Here is a 20,615-nt window from a genome sequence, read left to right as displayed (position 1 = left end):
GTTCTCCTTATTTTACCAAGTAGTCTTTCATCTCTTCTAAGGAAACAGGGTGAATGCTCGCCGAACCAAGCTCTGGCACCAAGACCAATTTCAAGGTGTTCCCACGCGCTTTCTTATCATGAGTCAAAGCTTGATAAAGTTTATCAACATCCCAGTTTTCATAGTCAACAGGCAAACCAAATTTCTGACACATAGCTGTGATGGACTGGGTTATTCCAGCTGGCATGAGGCCTTTTTCCTCAGCAACCTTGGAAATCTGAACCATGCCCATGGCCACAGCTTCTCCATGCATGACCTTGCCATAACCGGCAGTCGCTTCAATGGCATGGCCAATAGTGTGCCCAAAATTGAGGTAAAGGCGAACACCGTTATCCAACTCATCCTCAACCACCATCTTGCGCTTCACCTGACAAGAATGTTCAATCAAAGTCTCTGCATGTTCCAGAATGCTCCCTACAGAACCATCCAGCTCCGTTAAGAGAGCCCACAGTTCTGGATCCTCAATCAAGCCGTACTTGATAACCTCACCCATCCCTTCAATCAGCTCTCTCTTTCCAAGTGTTTCAAGTACAAGTGGATCAATCAGAACCCCATCAGGTTGGGCAAAGGTCCCCACCATATTTTTAGCAAATGGAGTGTTGACGCCTGTCTTACCACCGATAGAAGAATCAACCTGGGCTGTCAAACTAGTCGGAATCTGAACAAAGTGAATACCCCGCATATAGGTAGAAGCTACGAAACTAGCTAGATCCCCCACGACACCACCACCAAGAGCCACGATTCCATCGCTACGAGTCAACCCCTGCTTAACTAGAAACTCATAGACTTTCTGAACAGTGGTTAAATTCTTTCTTTCTTCCCCTTCTAAGAAATCAAAAACAGCTACCTGAAAACCAGCATCTTCTAGGCTGAGCTTAACCTTCTCTGCATAGAGAGAAGCTACATGGTTGTCGGTTACGATAACCACTTTTTGAGGTTGCCAGAGTTCTTTCAACCATTGACCAGCCTGAGCTAGACAACCTTTTTCAATCTGAATATCATAAGGATGATGCGGAATATCGATTCTGATTTTCATAGTAGGGTCTCCTTTTCACTATTTATATTTTTCTGTTAAGGACTGCCAAATCTCGTCTGTCGGCATTTCTTTACCTGTCCACAGTTGAAAAGCTTCAGCAGCTTGATAGAGCAACATTCCCAGACCATTGACAGCTGGATTGCCCTGACTTCTGGCCCATTTCAAAAATGGTGTTTCAAATGGTTGGTAAATAATATCTGCAACCAAGAGAGTTTCTGGTAAATTGATGCTTTCTGGAACTGGGGACGACTGGCCATCCATCCCCACACTGGTCGCATTGACGAGTAGATCCGACTTGGCAATCTTTTCTTGCAGTTCAGAAATATCCTCTAAAGCATACAAGCCCACTTTAAAGTCTGTCTGCTCCTGTAACTTGGTCAGGTAAGGCCTTGTTTTTTCCATGGAAACTGAACGAACAAAGACTGAAATCTGACTGACGCCATCCAAAATAGCCTGTGCCAAAATGGACTTGGCCGCGCCACCTGCTCCCAGAATGGTCATTTTCTTATCCGAAATTGTAAAAGAAGGCAAGCTCTTAAAAAATCCCTTGCCATCTGTATTATATCCAATTAACGTTCCGTCTTGATTAACAACTGTGTTGACCGCCCCAATCAAACGAGCCTCATCACTCAACTCATCCAGATAAGGAATCACTTGTTCCTTGTAAGGCATGGAAAGATTGATCCCAAACATCTGGTAGCGACGAATATTAGCCACTGTTTCTGCCAAGTCACCCGCTTCAATCTCCCAAGCCACATAGACACCATTGGTAGCTGTCGCCTCAAAGGCCCTATTGTGGATAAAGGGTGAAATAGAGTGTTTGATGGGATTTGCAACAACTGCAGCTAAACGCGTGTAGCCATCAAGCTTCATCCAAAATCTCCCTGATTTTCTTCATGTTTGATAGAGAGATCTGACCTGGGGCACTCGCTTCATCCAGACTAGCAAATGACCAACTTGAACCCGTCACATCTGAAGTGATACGGGATACCTTGCCCATTTTCCCCATGGAAATGGTCACGTACTCTTGCTCAGGGTTGAGTGTTTTAAATCCTCGAGTGTAATTCATCAGGTCTAAAACATCCTGCTCCGTGTGGGCCATAACTGATACCTTGACCACTTTGGGAGAGAGACTGGTCAACTCAGACAGGATTTCCATCATGTTTTCAGGTGTCTCCTGGAAATTATGATAGCTCAATACGAGATTTGGAAAATCCAACATTTCCTCAAAAACGTCTTTGTAGCTGAAATACTCAAAATCTACATAATCCGGCTGATAAAGCTGAGTAACTTCCTTGATGATTTGAACATACTCTCCTGAGGAAAGTTCGATTTCTCCTCCCTCAGCGCGGGTCCGAAGGGTAAAGACAAGTTCACGTCCTGCAAATTTCTCAAAGATAGCGGGTGCTACCTGTAAAATAGCGTCCTTTGTAAGAAAGTCCGCACGCCACTCAATGATATCGGCATCTTCATACCTAGTGGCATCCAGTTCTTGCGCTTCTTCCAAACTTCTTGGCATTACTGAAACGATTAATTTCATCTACTAACCTTCATACTAATCACCTTGAGGTAATTACTGCTTTCATCTTTTTTATTATAGGCAAAGTCTGCTGGAAGACCGTATTGGTTCAAGACCTGATACCTTCTTCCTGCAAAACCTTTATCAATTTGTTCTGTAAATTTCTGGCGGGAAACATTGGCAGCATTGGTACTGGCAATGATAATGCCTCCCGGATTTAAAATCTCTAGACTCTGGGAAATCAACTTGTGATAGTCCTTAGCTACAGAGAATGTTTGTTTTTTATTGCGGGCAAAGCTCGGCGGATCAAGAACAATCACATCATAAGTCAAACTTTTTCGCTTAGCATACTTGAAGTACTCAAAGACATCCATAACGATAAAACGATGATTGTCCATGCTGAGTCCATTTGCCTGAAAATGAGCTTCTGACAGCTCTTTAGACCGTTTGGCCAAGTCAACTGAAGTCGTCTCACTGGCACCTCCCATAGCTGCAGCAACAGAAAAGGCAGCCGTATAGGAAAACATATTGAGCAAGGATTTGCCCATGGCTAGACCGTCAACCAGACTCCCACGAACCGCATGTTGGTCCAGGAAAATCCCTGTCATCAAGCCATCATTCATAAAAACTTGATAGAGCACTCCATTCTCAAGAACAGTAAAATCATCTGGCGCTTCCTCACCATAAACATAGGCAGACTCGTAGTCTAGACCTTTAAAACGAATCTTTTCATAAGCCCCCAAGACCTCAGGAAAAACTTCCTTAAAAGCCTTTACGATCAGCTTACGAATCTGGTAAACAAAGGAGTTGTACCAAGAAAAGACAGCATAATCTCCATAGAGATCAACAGTCAGACCACCAAAACCATCCCCCTCTTGGTTAAAAAGGCGAAAGGCAGTAGTCAAGTCATCTTGATAATAAGGCTTTCTAGCTTCCTTGGCCTTACGAAACAGAGATTCAAAAAAAGCTTGATTGAAACGAACCTTTTCCTTGCTGATGAACCAGCCAATGCCCTTGTTCTGCTGAGAAAGATAGGCACTCCCTAAAAACTTCCCGTCTTGACTAAGAACTTCTACTGCCTGATCCGTCAGTTCAATATCTGTTAAATCACTTGCTTCCAAAAGAACTAGACCCTTAGCTAGCTTTTTTTCAACACGTCTGCTGACCCTAATTCTATTCATAGCTACTATTATAGCAAATTTTGTGACAATTCTCAAAAAAGAAACCGTTTAACCAGTTGTACTTTAGTTTACTGAGTGTCATTTTTGTTCAAATAAGTTTATTCCATTTACTTTTTCACCAAAACATCCTTTCCCTTGTAATGGAAAGAGAGATTTTAATCGATAAAAATAGACAATTTCAGAAATGAGTATAGAAACTTGCGCAAACGTTTGCCTAGTTCTAAACTTTATGGTAGAATAAAACACAATATTGATAAACAAGAGGAAAAACAATGCAAAATCAGACACTTATGCAATACTTTGAGTGGTATCTGCCCCACGACGGACAACACTGGACGCGATTGGCAGATGACGCAGAACATCTAGCGAATCTTGGTATCAGTCATGTCTGGATGCCACCTGCTTTCAAGGCGACCAATGAAAAAGATGTGGGCTATGGTGTTTACGATCTTTTTGACCTAGGAGAATTTAACCAAAAAGGGACTGTCCGTACCAAGTATGGATTTAAGGAAGATTATCTGCAAACGATTCAGACTCTCAAGGAACATGGGATCCAACCAATGGCCGATGTGGTGCTCAATCACAAGGCTGCTGCCGATCATATGGAAGCCTTTCAAGTTATCGAAGTCGATCCGGAGGACCGTACCGTTCAACTAAGCGATCCCTTCACTATCAATGGCTGGACTCACTTTACCTTCGATGGTCGCCAAAATACCTACAATGACTTCCACTGGCACTGGTACCACTTTACAGGTACAGACTATGATGCCAAACGCCGTAAGTCTGGCATTTACCTAATCCAAGGAGACAATAAAGGTTGGGCAAATGAGGAATTAGTCGACAACGAAAACGGCAACTACGACTACCTCATGTACGCTGACCTGGACTTTAAGCATCCTGAAGTCATCCAAAACATCTATGACTGGGCTGACTGGTTCATTGAAACGACTGGTGTGGCAGGTTTCCGCTTGGATGCCGTTAAGCATATCGATTCCTTCTTTATGGGCAATTTCATCCGTGATATGAAGGAAAAATACGGTGAGGATTTCTATGTTTTCGGGGAATTTTGGAATCCAGACAAGGAAGCCAACCTAGATTATCTTGAAAAAACGGAGGAACGTTTTGACCTTGTCGATGTTCGTCTCCACCAGAATCTCTTTGAAGCCAGTCATGCTTGCGCAAGCTACGACCTTCGTACTATCTTTACTGATAGTTTGGTTGAAATCAAGCCTGACAAGGCTGTAACCTTTGTCGATAACCACGATACCCAACGTGGTCAAGCGCTTGAGTCCACTGTCGAGGAATGGTTCAAGCCAGCAGCCTATGCGCTCATTTTATTACGCCAAGATGGTCTTCCATGTGTCTTTTACGGAGATTATTACGGTATCTCAGGGCAATTTGCTCAACAAGATTTCAGAGAAATTCTTGACCGTCTCCTATCCATCCGAAAAGACAGGGCCTATGGAGAGCAAACAGACTACTTTGACGATGCCAACTGTATTGGATGGGTCCGTTCAGGTGCTGAACATCAATCCCCAATCGCAGTCTTGATTTCAAATGACCAAGAAAACAGCAAGTCTATGTTTGTTGGTCAAGAATGGGCTGACCAAACCTTTGTTGATCTCCTTGAAAATCATTCAGCACAAGTCACTATCAATGCTGACGGTTATGGAGAATTTCCAGTAGCAGCGGGTTCAGTCAGTGTCTGGGCAGCAAAATAAACCTATCAGTTACAAGCCAAATCCAACCGGATTTGGCTTTTTTGTATTCACAAAAAGACCTACCCAAATGGATAGATCTTTACTTGATTACAATTTACCTGCTACTGCATCCAAGAGTTCTTGGATTTTCGCTTGGTTACTTCCTCCTGCCATGGCCATATCTGGTTTACCACCACCACGTCCATCGACGATTGGAGCCAATTCTTTGACAAGATTTCCTGCATGAAGGTCTTTTGTCTTGCTTGCTACAAGGACATTGACTTTGTCGCCAATAGCTGCGACTAAGACAAGCACATCAGAATAGTCTTTTTGTTTCCAGTTATCCGCAAAGGTACGAAGGGCACCTGCGTCTGACACAGAAACTTGGCTAGCAATGTAACGGTGTCCGTTTGCTTCCTTCACATCCTTGAAGACATCACCTGCAGCTGCGGCGGCGGCTTTTTCTTTCAACTCAGCATTTTCTTTTTGCAAATGACGAACCTGTTCTTGAAGTCCTTCAACTTTATGAGGTACTTCCTTGAGTTGAGGTGCTTTCAAGGTTGCTGCGACGACTTTCAAAGCGTCTTCTTGTTCGCGGTAGGCTTCAAAGGCTTCCTTACCAGTCACTGCCAAGATGCGACGGGTACCTGAACCGATTCCTTCTTCTTTGACAATCTTGAAGAGACCAATCTCAGAAGTGTTGCCAACGTGGGTACCACCACAAAGTTCGACAGAGTAGTCACCAATCGTAACAACACGAACTTCTTTACCGTATTTCTCACCAAAGAGAGCCATAGCTCCCATTTCTTTAGCAGTGTCAATATCTGTCTCAACAGTTTCTACTGCAATTGCTTCCCAGATTTTCTCATTGACCTGTTGTTCAATAGCACGCAATTCTTCAGGAGTTACTGCTTGGAAGTGTGTGAAGTCAAAACGAAGGAATTCGACTTCGTTAAGGGATCCTGCTTGTGTTGCATGGTTTCCAAGGATATTGTGAAGGGCTGCATGGAGCAAGTGAGTTGCTGTGTGGTTTTTCATGACACGGTGACGACGATTGGTATCAATTGCCAAGGTGTATTCTTGGTTCAAAGCAAGAGGAGCAAGAACTTCAACAGTATGAAGAGCTTGTCCGTTTGGTGCTTTTTGAACATCTGTTACAGTAGCAACAAGGTTTCCTGCAGCGTCCAAGATTTGACCATGGTCAGCTACTTGTCCACCCATTTCAGCATAGAATGGAGTCTCTGCAAAGATGAGGGATGCAGTTCCTTCAGAAACAGCTTCTACTTCAGCGTTATCCGCTACGATAGCCACCAACTTAGAAGGCAATTGACTAGCATTGTAGTTGAAGACACTTTCCACTGTAATGTTTTGGAGGGTTTCATTTTGCATACCCATTGAGCCACCCTTAACAGCAGACGCACGCGCGCGTTCTTGCTGTTCTTTCATAGCTGCTTCAAAACCTTCACGGTCAACAGTCATCCCAGCTTCTTCAGCAATTTCTTCTGTCAATTCTACTGGGAATCCATAAGTATCGTAGAGTTTGAAGACATCTGAACCAGCAATGACAGATTGACCTTTTTCTTTCAAATCAGCTACAATGGTTTCTGCAAAGTGTTGACCTGAATGAAGGGTACGAGCAAATGACTCTTCCTCGCTCTTAACGATTTTCTCGATAAAGTCACGTTTTTCAAGCACTTCTGGGTAGTAGCTTTCCATGATTTTTCCAACAGTTGGAACAAGTTTGTAAAGGAAAGGTTCGTTGATGCCCAATTTTTGACCATGCATAGAAGCACGACGGAGCAGACGACGAAGGACATAACCACGACCTTCATTTCCTGGAAGGGCGCCATCACCGATGGCAAATGAAAGAGAACGGATGTGGTCAGCGATAACCTTAAAGCTCATGTTGTCGCCATCTTGGTCGTAGACCTTACCAGACAATTTCTCAACTTCGCGAATGATCGGCATGAAGAGGTCTGTTTCAAAGTTTGTTTTAGCCCCTTGGATAACCGCCACCAAACGCTCCAAACCAGCGCCCGTATCAATGTTCTTGTGCGGCAATTCCTTGTATTCGCTACGAGGAACAGCAGGATCCGCGTTAAATTGTGACAAAACGATGTTCCAGATTTCGATGTAACGGTCGTTTTCGATATCTTCAGCAAGGAGACGAAGACCGATATTTTCTGGGTCAAAAGCTTCTCCACGGTCAAAGAAAATTTCTGTATCTGGTCCAGAAGGTCCAGCACCAATTTCCCAGAAGTTGTCCTCGATTGGGATCAAGTGACTTGGATCTACACCAACAGCAATCCAACGATTGTATGAATCTTTGTCATCAGGGTAATAGGTCATGTAGAGTTTTTCAGCTGGAAAATCAAACCATTCTGGGCTTGTCAAAAGCTCGTAAGCCCAAGTGATGGCTTCGTCACGGAAGTAATCACCGATAGAGAAGTTCCCCAACATTTCAAACATGGTATGGTGACGCGCAGTCTTCCCTACGTTTTCGATGTCGTTAGTACGGATGGCTTTTTGCGCATTGGTAATACGTGGATTTTCAGGAATGATGGTTCCGTCAAAATATTTCTTAAGAGTTGCTACACCAGAGTTGATCCACAAAAGTGTTGGGTCGTTTACTGGAACCAAGCTGACTGATGGTTCTACAGAGTGGCCTTTGCTTGCCCAGAAATCTAGCCACATTTGGCGAACTTGAGCACTAGATAGTTGTTTCATAATATCTCCTTATTTACTTGTTTAATTTGATTGGCTTTCCAGCATCTCCACATAGTCAATTGCGACACAGAGGGAAATGACCAGATCTGCATAAGAGTCCTCAAGGACAGTTACAGTGTAAGTCGAGGTCAAATGGAAAATCTCTTTTCGAATCTCGGCAATCACTTGGTCGCGGTCATCCAGCAATTTGAAATTCAAATCCCAGATATTGCCCTCGATACGAAGCCCTAGATCATCAAACTCATACTTATCTCGAAAGAAAGTCAACTTCTTACGAATAACGAAATTTGAACCATTTCGTAGCTGAATAGTAAAGCGAGGAAGTAAGGTGAAAAATTCTTTACTAATCTCACTGATTTGCTCACCATAGGCGTCATAGATAGTAAAGGTCTTAGGAATTTGGAAGAAAGAGCCCTCCACCTGATAGTTCACTACTCCTCTGTCATCCTTGATATCAAAACGTTCGCCTCCAAGACGAAACTTTTGTTTCACGAGAAATGTCTTCATAAACACCTCCAAAAATCAAAAGACAAGTCCATATCACGAAGGGCGAAAAACCGCGGTACCACCTTCATTCAATGAACTTGTCATTCTCTTATTCTTATGCAATTGTCTGATTGAGTAGCATGATTTCCTACCTTAGATGGCTCGCAGCACCGCCATTTCTCTGGACTAAGACAACTGAAAATCAATTCTCAACTTTACTATTATACTGTTTTGATAGAGATTCGTCAAGCTTAATAACCATGAAGTAAAACTCATTTTTTTAACAGTTTACCAAATATTATATAGGCGATAGACCACAAGAAACATCCAACCAATAAGAATTGACCTAAAACAATGAGATAATCCAAAATTGAGATCAACTTATACCATCCACTAAATAGAAGACAGGGAAGAACAGTAAAAAACATAATGATAAAATGTATAATAGATTGTTTAAATAGCGACCATTTTTCAATTTCATAAATTACCGAGGCTGATGCTATCGAGGTAGCAATAATGCCAACCAAAAATGTACTTTTAACCTGAAAAATATCAGTTCCTTGAAGTCTCATAAAAATTGACAAACTGGTCATAATGACAAAAGGAATCATTCCTCTAAAAATAGCTTTTTTAATCATAGCTATTACCTCAATCATAAATTAAAATGCCTTTAACTCTATCGAAATTATAGCATAGTTAAGTATATTTTTCTACTAATTCATAATCTATTTTAATAAATAACCTAGCCATAAAATGGTTAATTTTCTATGGCTAGGTTTTATTTTTTTGTCTGATTGAAATTATTTCCGATAGCAGATAATCTTCTACTTCCGATACATCTTAAATTGTAGGAAGAGGTCGCTGTAAATTCCTGTCCATTTATGATCAAACTTCTCATAAACTTCGAGGTGTTTCATAGTATCTGCATCTGGATAGAAGGACTTGTCCTCTTTTATCTCCTCAGGGAGCATTTCCTTAGCAGCATTGTTTGGTGTTGAATAGCCGACATACTCTGCATTCTTGAGAGCATTTTCAGGCTTCAACATAAAGTTAATGAAGGCATAGGCTGCATCCTGGTTCTTGACCGTTTTAGGAATGACCATGTTATCAAACCAGAGATTGCTGGCCTCAGTCGGAACGACATACTTGAGATTAGGATTTTTCTCCAACATCTGGCTGGCTTCCCCAGAGAAGGTCACGCCGATGGCCGCATTGTTCTGGATCATGTAACCCTTCATCTCGTCAGCCACGATGGCCTTGATATTTGGAGTCAGTTTGTAGAGTTTATCCACTGTCTCTTCCAACTGCTGAGGATCCTTTGAGTTGAGGCTGTAACCAAGTGAGTTAAGCCCGAGTCCCAGCACCTCACGTGCCCCATCAAAGAGCATGATAGAATCCTTATACTCTGGCTTCCAGAGGTCATCCCAATGCTCAGGCGCCTCATCTACCATGGTTTCATTGTAGACAATTCCCAAAGTCCCCCAGAAATAAGGGATGGAGAATTTATTGCCCGGGTCAAAAGACTGGTTGAGGAACTCAGGTCCGATATTTTCGATTCCTTCAATTTTTGAATAATCGAGTGGTACCAAGAGGTCTTCGTCCTTCATCTTATTAATCATATACTCACTCGGGATGGCAATGTCGTAGGTCGTTCCACCTTGCTTAATCTTGGTATACATGGCTTCGTTGGAGTCAAAGGTCTCATACTGGACTTGAATACCTGTTTCTTCTGTGAATTGCTCCAAGAGTTCTGGATCGATATAGTCCCCCCAGTTGTAAATAACCAATTTCTGACTATCTCGGCTATTGATTTTACTATCTAGATGCGTCGCAATCCCCCACAAGACAAGAATAATTGCTGCAATTCCTGCTAAAAATGAATAGAGTTTTTTCATGCTTGCTCCTCCTTCTCACGTGAGATAAAGTAATATCCAATAACTAGGATAATACTAAAGAGAAAGACAAGTGCAGAGAGGGCATTGATTTCTAGCGAAATCCCCTTACGAGCACGAGAGTAAATCTCGACTGACAGAGTCGAAAAGCCATTTCCCGTTACAAAGAAGGTCACGGCAAAGTCATCTAGCGAATAGGTGAAGGCCATGAAATAACCTGCAATGATAGACGGGGTCAGGTAAGGAAGCATGATTTCCTTGAACATCTGAAACTGACTGGCACCAAGGTCATAAGCTGCATGGATCATGTCATCATTCATCTCCTTGAGACGAGGCAAGACCATCAAGACCACGATAGGGATGGAAAAGGCCACGTGACTAGATAGAACCGTCAAAAAGCCAAGTGAAAACTTAAGCTGGGTAAAGAGAATCAAGAAGCTAGCACCAATCATAACGTCGGGTGCAACCATGAGAATATTATTGAGTGATAGAAAGGCTTCTTGGTATTTCTTACGAGACTGATAGATATAGATGGCACCGAAAGTCCCGATAATAGTCGCTATCAAGGCTGATAGAAAGGCCAAGAAAAAGGTTTGGGTGAGGATCAACATAAGGCGACCATCACCAAACATGGTTTTAAAATGGCTCAAGCTAAAACCAGTAAAGCTGTTCATATCATCGCCAGCATTAAAGGCATAGCCAATCAAGTAAAAAATTGGCAAATAAAGGATGATAAAGACAAAGGCTAGGTAGAGATTGGCAAATTTTTTCATCGTTCTCTCCTTTCCTTGGTCACCCACATGGTGATGAACATGGTCAGGACGAGGATCACACCGATAGTAGAACCCATTCCAAAGTTGTCATTAGTAAGGAAGTTCTGCTCAATAGCCGTTCCAAGTGTGATAACACGGTTACCCCCAATCAAACGGGTCAGCATGAAGAGACTCAAGCTTGGAATAAAGACAGACTGAACCCCACTTCTCACTCCGTTCATTGATAGAGGGAAGATGACATGGCGGAAGGTCTCCCACTTGGTCGCACCGAGGTCGTAGCTAGCATTGATGAGATTGTTATCCATATCGTCCAAGACATTGAAAATGGGCAAAATCATAAAGGGAAGCTCGATGTAGCTTGCGACAAAGATAAAGGAGAAATCCGTAAAGAGCAACTGCTGCGAACCGATTCCGATGAATTCCAAGAATTGGTTAATAGAGCCATCTTGACCAAAAATCCCGATAAAGGCATAGGCCTTGAGGAGCAGGTTGATCCATGTTGGCAGGATAATCAGCATGAGCCAGAGTTGACGGTGCTTGAGACGAGTCAAAAAGAGGGCTGTTGGGTAGCTGATGAGAAGCGTCACCATAGTCACAATCCCTGCATAGAGCACAGAGTTGAAGCTCATTTTAAGGTAGGTCAAGTTTTGTGACGCAAAGTAAGATTTATAGTTTTCTAAACTAAACTGCCCTTCGATGTTGAAAAAGGATTGACCGAAAATCAAGACTAAGGGTGCGAGAACAAAGAGGGCAATCCAAAGCATATAGGGCACTACAAAGAGTTTAGAGGTTGTTTTCTTCATCTCTTTCCTCCTCGATCGCGTTAATCAGACCTGCTTCTTGCTCTTCGATTTCTACGTACTCCTCGATACGAGCATCGAATTCTTCTTCGGTTTCGTTGAGACGCATGATATGGATGTCTTCTGGTTCAAAGTCCAGACCGATTTCCTCACCCACAATGGCCTTACGAGTTGAGTGGATCATCCATTCATTACCAAGTTCGTCGTAGGCGATAATCTCGTAGTGAACCCCACGGAAAAGTTGAGTATCCACCTTAACTTGGAGCTTGCCTTCTTCAGGAAGTGTAATACGCAAGTCCTCTGGACGAATAACAACTTCCACAGGCTCGTTTGGCTTCATCCCACCATCGACCGCTTCAAAGCGTTTGCCGTTAAACTCGACCAAGTAGTCCTCAATCATAGTTCCTGGCAAGATGTTGGATTCACCGATAAAGGTAGCTACAAAGTGGTTGATAGGCTCATCGTAGATATCCACAGGTGTTCCTGACTGGACAATTTCGCCATCATTCATAACGAAAATCCAGTCACTCATAGCAAGGGCTTCCTCCTGATCGTGAGTGACAAAGACAAAGGTAATCCCCAATCGTTGTTGCAGTTCACGCAGTTCGTACTGCATGTCTGTCCGCAATTTCAAGTCCAGCGCTGACAAAGGCTCGTCCAGCAAGACCACACGGGGTTGGTTGATGATGGCACGGGCAATAGCTACACGCTGACGTTGTCCCCCAGATAGTTTACGGATGGAACGTTTTTCATAACCTTCCAACTGAACCATCTTGAGGACTTCCGCAACACGTTGTTCGATTTCTTTCTTGTCGACTTTACGCAAGCGGAGTGGAAAGGCAACATTTTCAAACACATTCATATGTGGAAACAAGGCATAGGATTGGAAGACCGTATGGACGTCTCGCTTGTTGGTTGGGATATCGTTGATCCGTACCCCATCCAGCAAAATATCTCCTGTCGTCGCATCCAGTAAACCTGCAATGATGTTCAGTATGGTTGATTTTCCTGAACCAGATGCGCCTAAAAGAGTGTAAAATTTCCCTTCTTCCAACTCAAAGTTGATGTCTTTGAGAACCTTGGTGTTGCTGTCTTCAAAAACTTTAGAGACGTTTTTGAATTCGATAATTGGTTTTTTCAATTGTCATAAATTCCTTCTTTTTCATAAATTAACAGATCCGGGATCTGTCAGGCCACTACTACCTCGTGTAGGAGTTTGAACTGCCTACATGCATCTTCGCTAACGATAGGCTTTCACCCCCTTTCTATTGACATAGTAGCAGCTTTTCTGCCTAAATTTTACTCTTTCTCACCCAAGATTCGGACTTCTCTCTCAAGGGTGACACCTGAGTGTTCCTTGACTTTTTCAATAACAGATTGGATCAAGTCCTCATAGTCTTTCGCCGTTCCGTCAGCAACATTGATCATGAAGCCAGCGTGCTTTTCAGACACTTCAACACCACCGATACGATAGCCTTTCAATCCAGCTTCTGAAATTAACTGACCCGCAAAATGACCAACAGGACGCTTAAAGACCGAACCACAAGATGGGTATTCTAGAGGTTGTTTGAGTTCACGTAGGTGCGTTAAGCGGTCCATTTCTTGCTTGATAACCTGATGATTCCCTGGAGATAGGGCAAATTTAGCTGACAAAACAACAGCTCCAGAATCTTGAACAGCTGAATGACGGTAACCAAAAGCCAATTCCTTGGCAGATAAGGTCTCAATCTCCCCTTCCTTGGTCAAAATTTGACAAGACTGCAAGATATGGGCAATCTCTCCTCCATAGGCACCCGCATTCATAAAGACCGCACCACCGACGCTCCCTGGAATGCCACAGGCAAACTCGAATCCAGTCAAACTATGACGGAGGGCAATACGTGTCGTTTCAATCAAGTTGGCCCCAGCTTCCGCTTCAATGGTATAACCATCAACTGAAACGTTATTGAGCTTGTCACACAAGATGACAAATCCACGAATTCCACCGTCACGAACGATAATATTGCTGGCATTTCCTAGCACCATCCAAGGAATATTCTCTTGATTGGCAAATTGAACGACACGCGCCATCTCATAGCGATTGCGTGGCAAAACCAGATAATCCGCTCGACCTCCGACCTTGGTATAGGTATAGGTCTTCAAGGGTTCCTTGAAACGAATATCAATTCCTTCTAATTGTTCTTGTATTTTAGTTACTAATGTCATATCTCTCATCCTTTTGTAAAGTCATTTCATTATACCATTTTTAAAGGCTTTTGACGAACCGAAAAATGGAAGTATCAAAGCATTGCATAAAAAAAGAGGTGAACCTCTTTTTATGATGATTTTTTCCAAAATGTAGATTTTGTAAGCCAGACAAAGGCAAGTACTTCTACAAGAAGAATGCCCTCCACTAGAAGCGGATTTGTAATCCATCCCACTTGAGATAGAGCTGGAGCTAAGTCAAACAAAGCATGCAAGCCATAGGCAGCAACGAGATAGATCCATTTCTTTTGACGGACACTTTGATAGACCCAGACAGTAAGGCTCATTTGGAGAACCAGAGCAAGGACACGCTCAACTCCTAGTAGATAGATCTGCCATGCTGATAGAGACTGAACTGTTTCTAATGTACTCTTTGTAAGAAGATTCGCCGCATCAGTATTTGATGACTGTACTAGTGAAAAGAGGATCAAAAGGCTAATCAAACTTCCCATTCCGAGGTAGAGCATCTCTAAGCCTCCATGTCCTAAGCCATAAGCCCAAGCATCTCTATCTTCCAACTTTCTCTTTTTCTCCAACCATTTAAAAAAGATAAAACGGGCCGTCTCTTCAAAGAGGGCAGCCATGGCAATCCCATAAAGGACGTATAAGAAAGGCTGCTCCTGCATGAGCGGAATGGTTCCATCTTTTTGCGGATGGAGTACCAGAAGGTGAACCATCTTCTCTAACACTTGAGAAGAAACAAAAAATGCGATTGCCCCCAAGCCCATCACTGCAAGAGAGATTTTAAACCGTTTTTTGGCATACCAAGTTCCACCTACTAGAATGAGAACTAAAGCGATCATGGTGAGGATAATATGTACTGTCATCTTTTTCTCCTATTCTGACTTATCAATATCTTTCTTCATCTCGTCAACGTTAAATTTGGCAAATAAATACTGGCGATCTTGGACTGGAAAACGTTGGTCCAACTGGTCGACTGCCCCAACCTCAATCATTCCTTCTTTGATAACAAAGTCCATCACATGCCCACCAAAGGTCAAATCATCTGAGATAAAATGCAAATGGTAACCTGCAACACTCACTCCATGGAAAATCTCTGGCGTCCAAAACCCAACAATGGTTCCCGATACATTTTCACGGCTATATTCAGGTTGGTGAGTCGCCACATCAGCAAACTTGGTATCAGGTGTGGATTTGGGAATCATCCGCACGTGCATTTGTGAAAATTCGCCATGAATCTTGATGGAACGAAAAAGATTCTCCCCATCATAGTAGGATTCAATTCGCTTTTCCAATTCCTTATCTGTCATCTCAAAGCGCTGGCGGAAAATCACCTCTGCCTGATGAGGAACCACTGCTGCATAGGGAATAAGAGCATCCGCTGCCACCTCGACGATTTCAGGCGTTTGACCAGATCCCTTGGCTTGATAAGCCTTGCCATCAAGGACAATCAACTCCCCATCAATCGAATCCAAAGTTCCCAAACCGAGGTCACCATGTTCCAGCAATTCTCCCACTGTCATGGTTCCACCATAGAGACCTGCCATTAGGGCACCTAGAGTATTGTATTGAAATAATTTTACTGGTTCCTGCACTTTTCTATCCATTCTCTTTCTTAACTTCTTTTCAATGAATCATCATACTTTCTAAGTATACCACATTTGCTCCTAGTTGTGAAAGGGAGAAATACTTTTCCCATTGCAAAGGAGGCAAAAAAAAGGTACAATGTAACAAAATCAAGGGAGGTCTGGAATGAAGAAAGAAAGTAAATACCAAGCAGTCGTTTCCTTTCTCAAAAAAGGTATCGAATCAGGAAAATTTCCAACAGGTAGCCGGCTTCCCTCTATCCGTCAACTGAGCCAAGACTTTCACTGTAGCAAGGACACTATCCAACGAGCCCTACTGAAATTACGCCATGAACAATACCTCTATGCCAAACCCCAAAGTGGCTACTATGTTCTAGAACAAGGACAGCACCAAGACTTGGAAATTGAAGTCACTGACGAGCATGCTAGTGCTTATGACGATTTCAGACTCTGCGTCAACGAAACCCTGATAGGCCGAGAAAACTACCTCTTCAACTACTATGACAACCAAGAAGGCCTTGAGGAACTCAGACAATCTGTCCATCAACTCCTCTTTGACCAAGCCCTCTACTGTAAACCCGATCAACTTGTTCTAACTTCTGGCACCCAGCAAGCTCTCTTTATCCTTTCTCAGATTAACTTTCCGAGCGAGGGAGCTGAGATTTTGGTCGAACAACCGACCTACCACCGAATGAATCGCCTCTTGGTCGCTCAAGGATTAGCCTACCAGACCATTGAACGCCGTATTGATGGCATTGACCTTGAAGAACTGGAAGAACAGTTCAAATCTGGGAAAATCAAGTTTTTCTACACTATTCCTCGCTTCCACTATCCTCTAGGTCATTCCTATTCTGATCAGGAAAAAAGGGCTATTCTAGATCTAGCAAACCAGTATGGTGTTTACATCGTAGAGGATGACTATCTAGGAGATTTAGACCCTAAAAAAGGGCAGACCTTCCACTATCTGGACACTGAGGATCGGGTCATTTATATCAAGTCCTTCTCAACCAGCCTCTTTCCAGCCCTTCGTATTACCGCTCTCATTCTCCCAAATGCCCTAAAAAAGGCCTTTGTTTCCTACAAAAATATCCTGGACTATGACAGCAATCTCATCATGCAAAAGGCTCTCTCTCTTTACATCGATAGCCGGCTATTTGAAAAAAATCGACTGGCCAGACTGACCCTTCAAGAGAACTATCAGACTCAGATAAAGAAAGTGCTTGAAGAAAACACCTGTCCCTTGCCCCACTATCCTCTACATGATGGTCTTTTGCTTGATTTGAGAGACTATCCTAAAATCACCAGTTTAAAACACAGCTCACTCAAACTAGACTTTTTTGAGAAGGCTTATTTGGACGCCTGTCCTTATCAGTTCGCTAAAGTCTCTCTCGAAAATCTAGAAGAGTTATTAGAATACATAAAAGCAGAATTGGATTAAAGTCCAACTCTGCTTTTTCTTATTGTTCAACTTCTGTTAGTTTCGCTGCTTTTTCAAGATAGCTTTGATAGGTTCCGTCATCTTTTAGTTTTTGGATAACCTTATCTACTACTGCTTTCAGGTCTGATTGATCCTTCTTGATAGCAACGGCATTGGCTTCGCCATCTTTCATTGTCAAATTAACAGTTGCAACGGCAAGATCTGAGTTTTTACCTGCGTAGCTAAGAGCAACTGGTTCATCCATATGAACAGCATCTACTTTTCCAGCCTGCAATTCATTAACTGCTTCCCCCATATTAGTCAAAGAAGTCAGTTGAGCATTTGGCAATTGTTCCTTCACCATAGTTTCTGGAACGGTTCCCTTTTGAGCTGCGATATTCGCACTTGCGAGGCTTGAAAGATCCTTGTACTTGTCTAAATCGGATTTTCTCACCAAGAAACTCATTTTGTTCTCATAGTAAGGGATTGAAAAGTCAAAGACTTCCTTTCTCTCATCTGTAGCACTAATTCCTGCAATGGCTAAGTCAGCCTTTCCAGTTTGAAGGCTGGTCAAAACATTGTCAAAACTCATGCTAGAGATTTCAAGTTTAACCCCAAGCTCATCCGCAATCGCTTGAGCCATATCAATATCTGCCCCAACCACTTGGTTTTTACCATCTACCAAGGATTGGAATTCAAAAGGTGCATAGTCTGGGCTGGTCGCAACGACTAGCTTTCCTTTTTGTTTAATAGCGTCCACAGCTGACTGGGAACTATCCGTACTGGATTGACAAGCTACTAAAATCACGCTGGCCAGCATGCTACATACAACTAATATCCATTTCTTAAATTTCATAAATAAACGACCTTTCTATTATTTTTGAATAATTATAACTCTTTTAAAAATAGTTGTCAACCCTTTTAGAGATTTTGAATATAAAATAATTCCTTTCATAAAAAGAAGACTGATTTATCACAATCAGCCTTTTATTCTGTATATTTAAACCGTTTCTTATAGTTCGACAATCTTCCCTGTTTCAAAGTAAACAACCCATTCACAGATATTTTTAGCGTAGTCTCCGATACGTTCCAAGAAGGAAATTACCTGGAAGTAATCACGGCCTGTAACGATGGCTTCAGGATGTTTCCTAATCTCCTCTGTAGTAAGATCACGAATACTATCAAAGTAATGGTTGATTTTTTCGTCCATAGCCGCTACTTCATAGGCTTGATCCACAGAACCATTCAGGTAAAGTTCGAGAGCAGATTCAACGAAGTTTTTCACATCGCGCCCCATTTTTTTGATTTCTTCCTCAACGGCAGGGATGCGTTGTTCCCCCTTCATACGAATAGTTGCTTTTGCGATTGACACCGCATGGTCTCCCATACGTTCCAGGTCCGATACTGCCTTGAGAACGGTCAATACAGTACGGAGGTCTTGAGAAACAGGTTGTTGAAGGGCAATCATTTCAAATGATTTCTTTTCGAGTTTCACTTCATATCCATTTACTTCTGCATCTTCCTCAATAACTTCTTTTGCCAAATCACGGTCATGTGTAACAAAGGCACGCACTGTACGATTGATTTGTGAGAGCACTTCTTGTCCCATAGCATAAAACTGGTTGTGCAATTTCTCTAAATCTTCTTCAAATTGAGATCGTAACATCATTCAACTCCTTATCCAAATTTTCCTGTAATATAATCTTCTGTTTCCTTGTTTTGTGGGTCTAGGAACATTTTCTTAGTATCGTTAAACTCGATCAAATCCCCATCTAGGAAAAATCCTGTTTTATCAGAGATACGAGAGGCCTGTTGCATCGAACGCGTTACCAAGAGCATGGTGTATTTATCTTTCAGACCATACAAGGTTTCCTCAATCTTACCAGCCGAGATAGGATCCAAAGCTGAAGTTGGTTCATCCAAGAGAATAATCTTGGGACTGGTTGCTAAGACACGAGCAACACAAACACGTTGTTGTTGTCCACCTGAGAGACCAATGGCTGAATCATGCAAGCGATCCTTGACCTCATCCCAAATAGAAGCGCGTTGCAAAGCTTTTTCCACCGCTTCATCCAAAACATGTTTATCCCTGACTCCATTGATACGTAGGCCGTAGACAACATTTTCATAGATAGACATAGGGAAAGGATTGGGCTGTTGAAAGACCATACCGATTTCCTTACGCAATTCAACCGTATCGGTACGTGGACTGTAGATATTGTGGCCATTGTAAATCACTGTTCCAGTTGTTGTCACCTCAGGATTTAGATCGCCCATGCGGTTGATGGCTTTGAGCAGGGTGGACTTTCCTGATCCAGAAGGACCAATCAAGGCGGTTATTTCCTTAGGTTGGAAAGAAAGGGAAACACTATTCAAAGCCTTCTTTTTATTGTAATAAACGGACAGGTCTTTAACCTGCAAAATCGGTTCTGTCATACTGCTTCCTTTCTAACCAAAGTGTCCCGTTACATAGTCATTGGTTGACTGTAACTTAGCATTTTGGAAAATATTGGATGTCTTATCATACTCGATCAAATCGCCCAAGTAGAAAAATCCTGTGTAGTCACTTGCACGCGCTGCCTGCTGCATACTGTGGGTAACGATGATGATGGTAAAGTCTTTCTTCAATTCCAACATGGTTTCTTCCAGTTGGGCTGTCGCAATCGGATCCAAGGCTGACGCCGGTTCATCCATCAAGAGGATATCTGGCTTAACAGAGATGGCGCGAGCGATACAGAGACGTTGTTGCTGACCTCCAGAAAGCATCAAGGCTGATTTATGGAGGTCGTCTTTGACCTGATCCCAAAGGGCAGCCTGTCGGAGAGAGGTTTCTACAATTTCATCAAGTACTTTCTTGTCCTTAACACCTGCACGTTCATGAGCAAAAGTAATGTTGCGGTAAATAGACTTGGCAAATGGATTTGGACGTTGAAAGACCATTCCGATATGCTTGCGCATCTCATAGACATTGATTTCTGGACGGTTGACGTCAATCCCTCGGTAGAGGATTTGACCTGTGACCTTGGCAATATCAATGGTATCATTCATCCGATTGAGACTGCGAAGATAAGTAGATTTCCCAGATCCAGAGGGGCCAATCAAGGCTGTAATTTTATTTTTTTCAAATTGCATATTGATGCCCTTGATGGATTCATTTTTACCATAGTAAACATGTAAATCCTTGGTGGAGAGGGCCACTTTTTCTTCAGGGAAGGTGATGATATGCTTTTCATCCCAGTTATATTTTGACATGG

20 protein-coding genes are annotated in these 20,615 nt (G+C 42.6%); 2 read left to right on the top strand and 18 right to left on the bottom strand.

Translation table 11 applies throughout. The annotated features are described in order from the left end of the window. Window positions 1-7: 7 nt before the first annotated feature. Genes aroB through HMPREF9189_RS05020 form a run of 4 tightly spaced genes read right to left on the bottom strand, consistent with a single transcriptional unit; the run spans window position 8 to window position 3,775 of the window. Window positions 8-1,075, bottom strand: coding sequence for a 3-dehydroquinate synthase (aroB, locus tag HMPREF9189_RS05035; RefSeq protein WP_000702124.1), 1,068 nt, complete (start codon window positions 1,073-1,075; stop codon window positions 8-10). Between the two features lie 18 nt (window positions 1,076-1,093). After that, a complete protein-coding gene (locus HMPREF9189_RS05030) occupies window positions 1,094-1,948 on the bottom strand; it encodes a shikimate dehydrogenase (RefSeq protein ID WP_000762492.1) in 855 nt (284 codons plus the stop codon). Beyond that, a complete protein-coding gene (gene aroD / locus HMPREF9189_RS05025; RefSeq protein WP_000767780.1) occupies window positions 1,938-2,615 on the bottom strand; it encodes a type I 3-dehydroquinate dehydratase in 678 nt (225 codons plus the stop codon). The genes HMPREF9189_RS05030 and aroD overlap by 11 nt, the downstream gene beginning before the upstream one ends. Further along, entirely contained in the window at window positions 2,612-3,775 is a 1,164-nt protein-coding gene (locus HMPREF9189_RS05020) for a class I SAM-dependent rRNA methyltransferase (RefSeq protein WP_001079989.1), read from the bottom strand. Before HMPREF9189_RS05020 ends, aroD begins: the two co-directional genes overlap by 4 nt. Before the next feature lie 272 nt (window positions 3,776-4,047). Between HMPREF9189_RS05020 and HMPREF9189_RS05015 the strand changes: the two genes are divergently transcribed. Next, window positions 4,048-5,496, top strand: a complete 1,449-nt coding sequence (locus tag HMPREF9189_RS05015) for an alpha-amylase (protein ID WP_001181034.1) — start codon at window positions 4,048-4,050, stop codon at window positions 5,494-5,496. Between the two features lie 87 nt (window positions 5,497-5,583). Here the strand turns inward: HMPREF9189_RS05015 and alaS are convergent, their stop codons facing one another. The 10 genes from alaS to budA all read right to left on the bottom strand — a co-directional run bounded on the left by alaS (window position 5,584) and on the right by budA (window position 15,965). After that, the gene (gene alaS / locus HMPREF9189_RS05010; RefSeq protein WP_000811707.1) at window positions 5,584-8,202 is read right to left on the bottom strand and encodes an alanine--tRNA ligase; all 2,619 of its coding nucleotides are present in this window, start codon (window positions 8,200-8,202) and stop codon (window positions 5,584-5,586) included. 21 nt (window positions 8,203-8,223) lie between these two features. Next, on the bottom strand, window positions 8,224-8,709 hold the full coding sequence (locus tag HMPREF9189_RS05005; RefSeq protein WP_000847078.1) for an LURP-one-related/scramblase family protein: 486 nt from the start codon (window positions 8,707-8,709) through the stop codon (window positions 8,224-8,226). 251 nt (window positions 8,710-8,960) lie between these two features. Continuing rightward, complete coding sequence (locus HMPREF9189_RS05000; protein ID WP_025168507.1) at window positions 8,961-9,326, bottom strand: DUF3021 family protein; 366 nt, start codon at window positions 9,324-9,326, stop codon at window positions 8,961-8,963. A 186-nt stretch (window positions 9,327-9,512) separates the two neighbouring features. Further along, window positions 9,513-10,583, bottom strand: coding sequence for an ABC transporter substrate-binding protein (locus HMPREF9189_RS04995; protein WP_000737939.1), 1,071 nt, complete (start codon window positions 10,581-10,583; stop codon window positions 9,513-9,515). Further along, window positions 10,580-11,353 (bottom strand): ABC transporter permease, encoded by a 774-nt coding sequence (locus HMPREF9189_RS04990; protein WP_000712715.1) that lies wholly within the window; start codon window positions 11,351-11,353, stop codon window positions 10,580-10,582. Before HMPREF9189_RS04990 ends, HMPREF9189_RS04995 begins: the two co-directional genes overlap by 4 nt. Then, a complete protein-coding gene (locus HMPREF9189_RS04985) occupies window positions 11,350-12,156 on the bottom strand; it encodes an ABC transporter permease (RefSeq protein WP_000754119.1) in 807 nt (268 codons plus the stop codon). The genes HMPREF9189_RS04990 and HMPREF9189_RS04985 overlap by 4 nt, the downstream gene beginning before the upstream one ends. Then, on the bottom strand, window positions 12,137-13,294 hold the full coding sequence (locus HMPREF9189_RS04980) for an ABC transporter ATP-binding protein (RefSeq protein ID WP_000742905.1): 1,158 nt from the start codon (window positions 13,292-13,294) through the stop codon (window positions 12,137-12,139). Before HMPREF9189_RS04980 ends, HMPREF9189_RS04985 begins: the two co-directional genes overlap by 20 nt. Before the next feature lie 158 nt (window positions 13,295-13,452). Continuing rightward, window positions 13,453-14,358 carry a UDP-N-acetylmuramate dehydrogenase gene (gene murB, locus HMPREF9189_RS04975; RefSeq protein WP_000177099.1) on the bottom strand — a complete coding sequence of 302 codons (906 nt, stop codon included), beginning with the start codon at window positions 14,356-14,358 and terminating at the stop codon, window positions 13,453-13,455. A 110-nt stretch (window positions 14,359-14,468) separates the two neighbouring features. Continuing rightward, window positions 14,469-15,224, bottom strand: coding sequence for a YhfC family intramembrane metalloprotease (locus HMPREF9189_RS04970; protein WP_000215873.1), 756 nt, complete (start codon window positions 15,222-15,224; stop codon window positions 14,469-14,471). Between the two features lie 9 nt (window positions 15,225-15,233). Next, complete coding sequence (gene budA, locus HMPREF9189_RS04965) at window positions 15,234-15,965, bottom strand: acetolactate decarboxylase (RefSeq protein ID WP_000375405.1); 732 nt, start codon at window positions 15,963-15,965, stop codon at window positions 15,234-15,236. Between the two features lie 145 nt (window positions 15,966-16,110). Between budA and HMPREF9189_RS04960 the strand changes: the two genes are divergently transcribed. Continuing rightward, a complete protein-coding gene (locus HMPREF9189_RS04960) occupies window positions 16,111-17,382 on the top strand; it encodes a PLP-dependent aminotransferase family protein (protein WP_000712274.1) in 1,272 nt (423 codons plus the stop codon). Between the two features lie 19 nt (window positions 17,383-17,401). On the opposite strand, the gene HMPREF9189_RS04955 is transcribed toward HMPREF9189_RS04960, so the two are convergent. The 4 genes from HMPREF9189_RS04955 to pstB (HMPREF9189_RS04940) form a co-directional block, all read right to left on the bottom strand. Further along, window positions 17,402-18,217 (bottom strand): ABC transporter substrate-binding protein, encoded by an 816-nt coding sequence (locus HMPREF9189_RS04955; RefSeq protein WP_009755289.1) that lies wholly within the window; start codon window positions 18,215-18,217, stop codon window positions 17,402-17,404. Between the two features lie 156 nt (window positions 18,218-18,373). Continuing rightward, window positions 18,374-19,027: a phosphate signaling complex protein PhoU gene (gene phoU, locus HMPREF9189_RS04950; protein WP_000946477.1), complete on the bottom strand. Its 654-nt coding sequence runs from the start codon at window positions 19,025-19,027 to the stop codon at window positions 18,374-18,376. Window positions 19,028-19,038: 11 nt separating this feature from the next. Next, window positions 19,039-19,797, bottom strand: coding sequence for a phosphate ABC transporter ATP-binding protein PstB (gene pstB / locus HMPREF9189_RS04945; protein WP_000138671.1), 759 nt, complete (start codon window positions 19,795-19,797; stop codon window positions 19,039-19,041). A gap of 12 nt (window positions 19,798-19,809) precedes the next feature. Next, window positions 19,810-20,613: a phosphate ABC transporter ATP-binding protein PstB gene (pstB, locus tag HMPREF9189_RS04940; RefSeq protein WP_000049855.1), complete on the bottom strand. Its 804-nt coding sequence runs from the start codon at window positions 20,611-20,613 to the stop codon at window positions 19,810-19,812. Window positions 20,614-20,615: the final 2 nt, after the last annotated feature.

Origin of the sequence: Streptococcus sp. oral taxon 071 str. 73H25AP, assembly GCF_000146755.1 — a bacterium.
Lineage (GTDB): Bacteria > Bacillota > Bacilli > Lactobacillales > Streptococcaceae > Streptococcus > Streptococcus oralis_T.
Note: the sequence above shows the minus strand (reverse complement) of the source record. Positions and strands in the feature narration are given on the sequence as shown.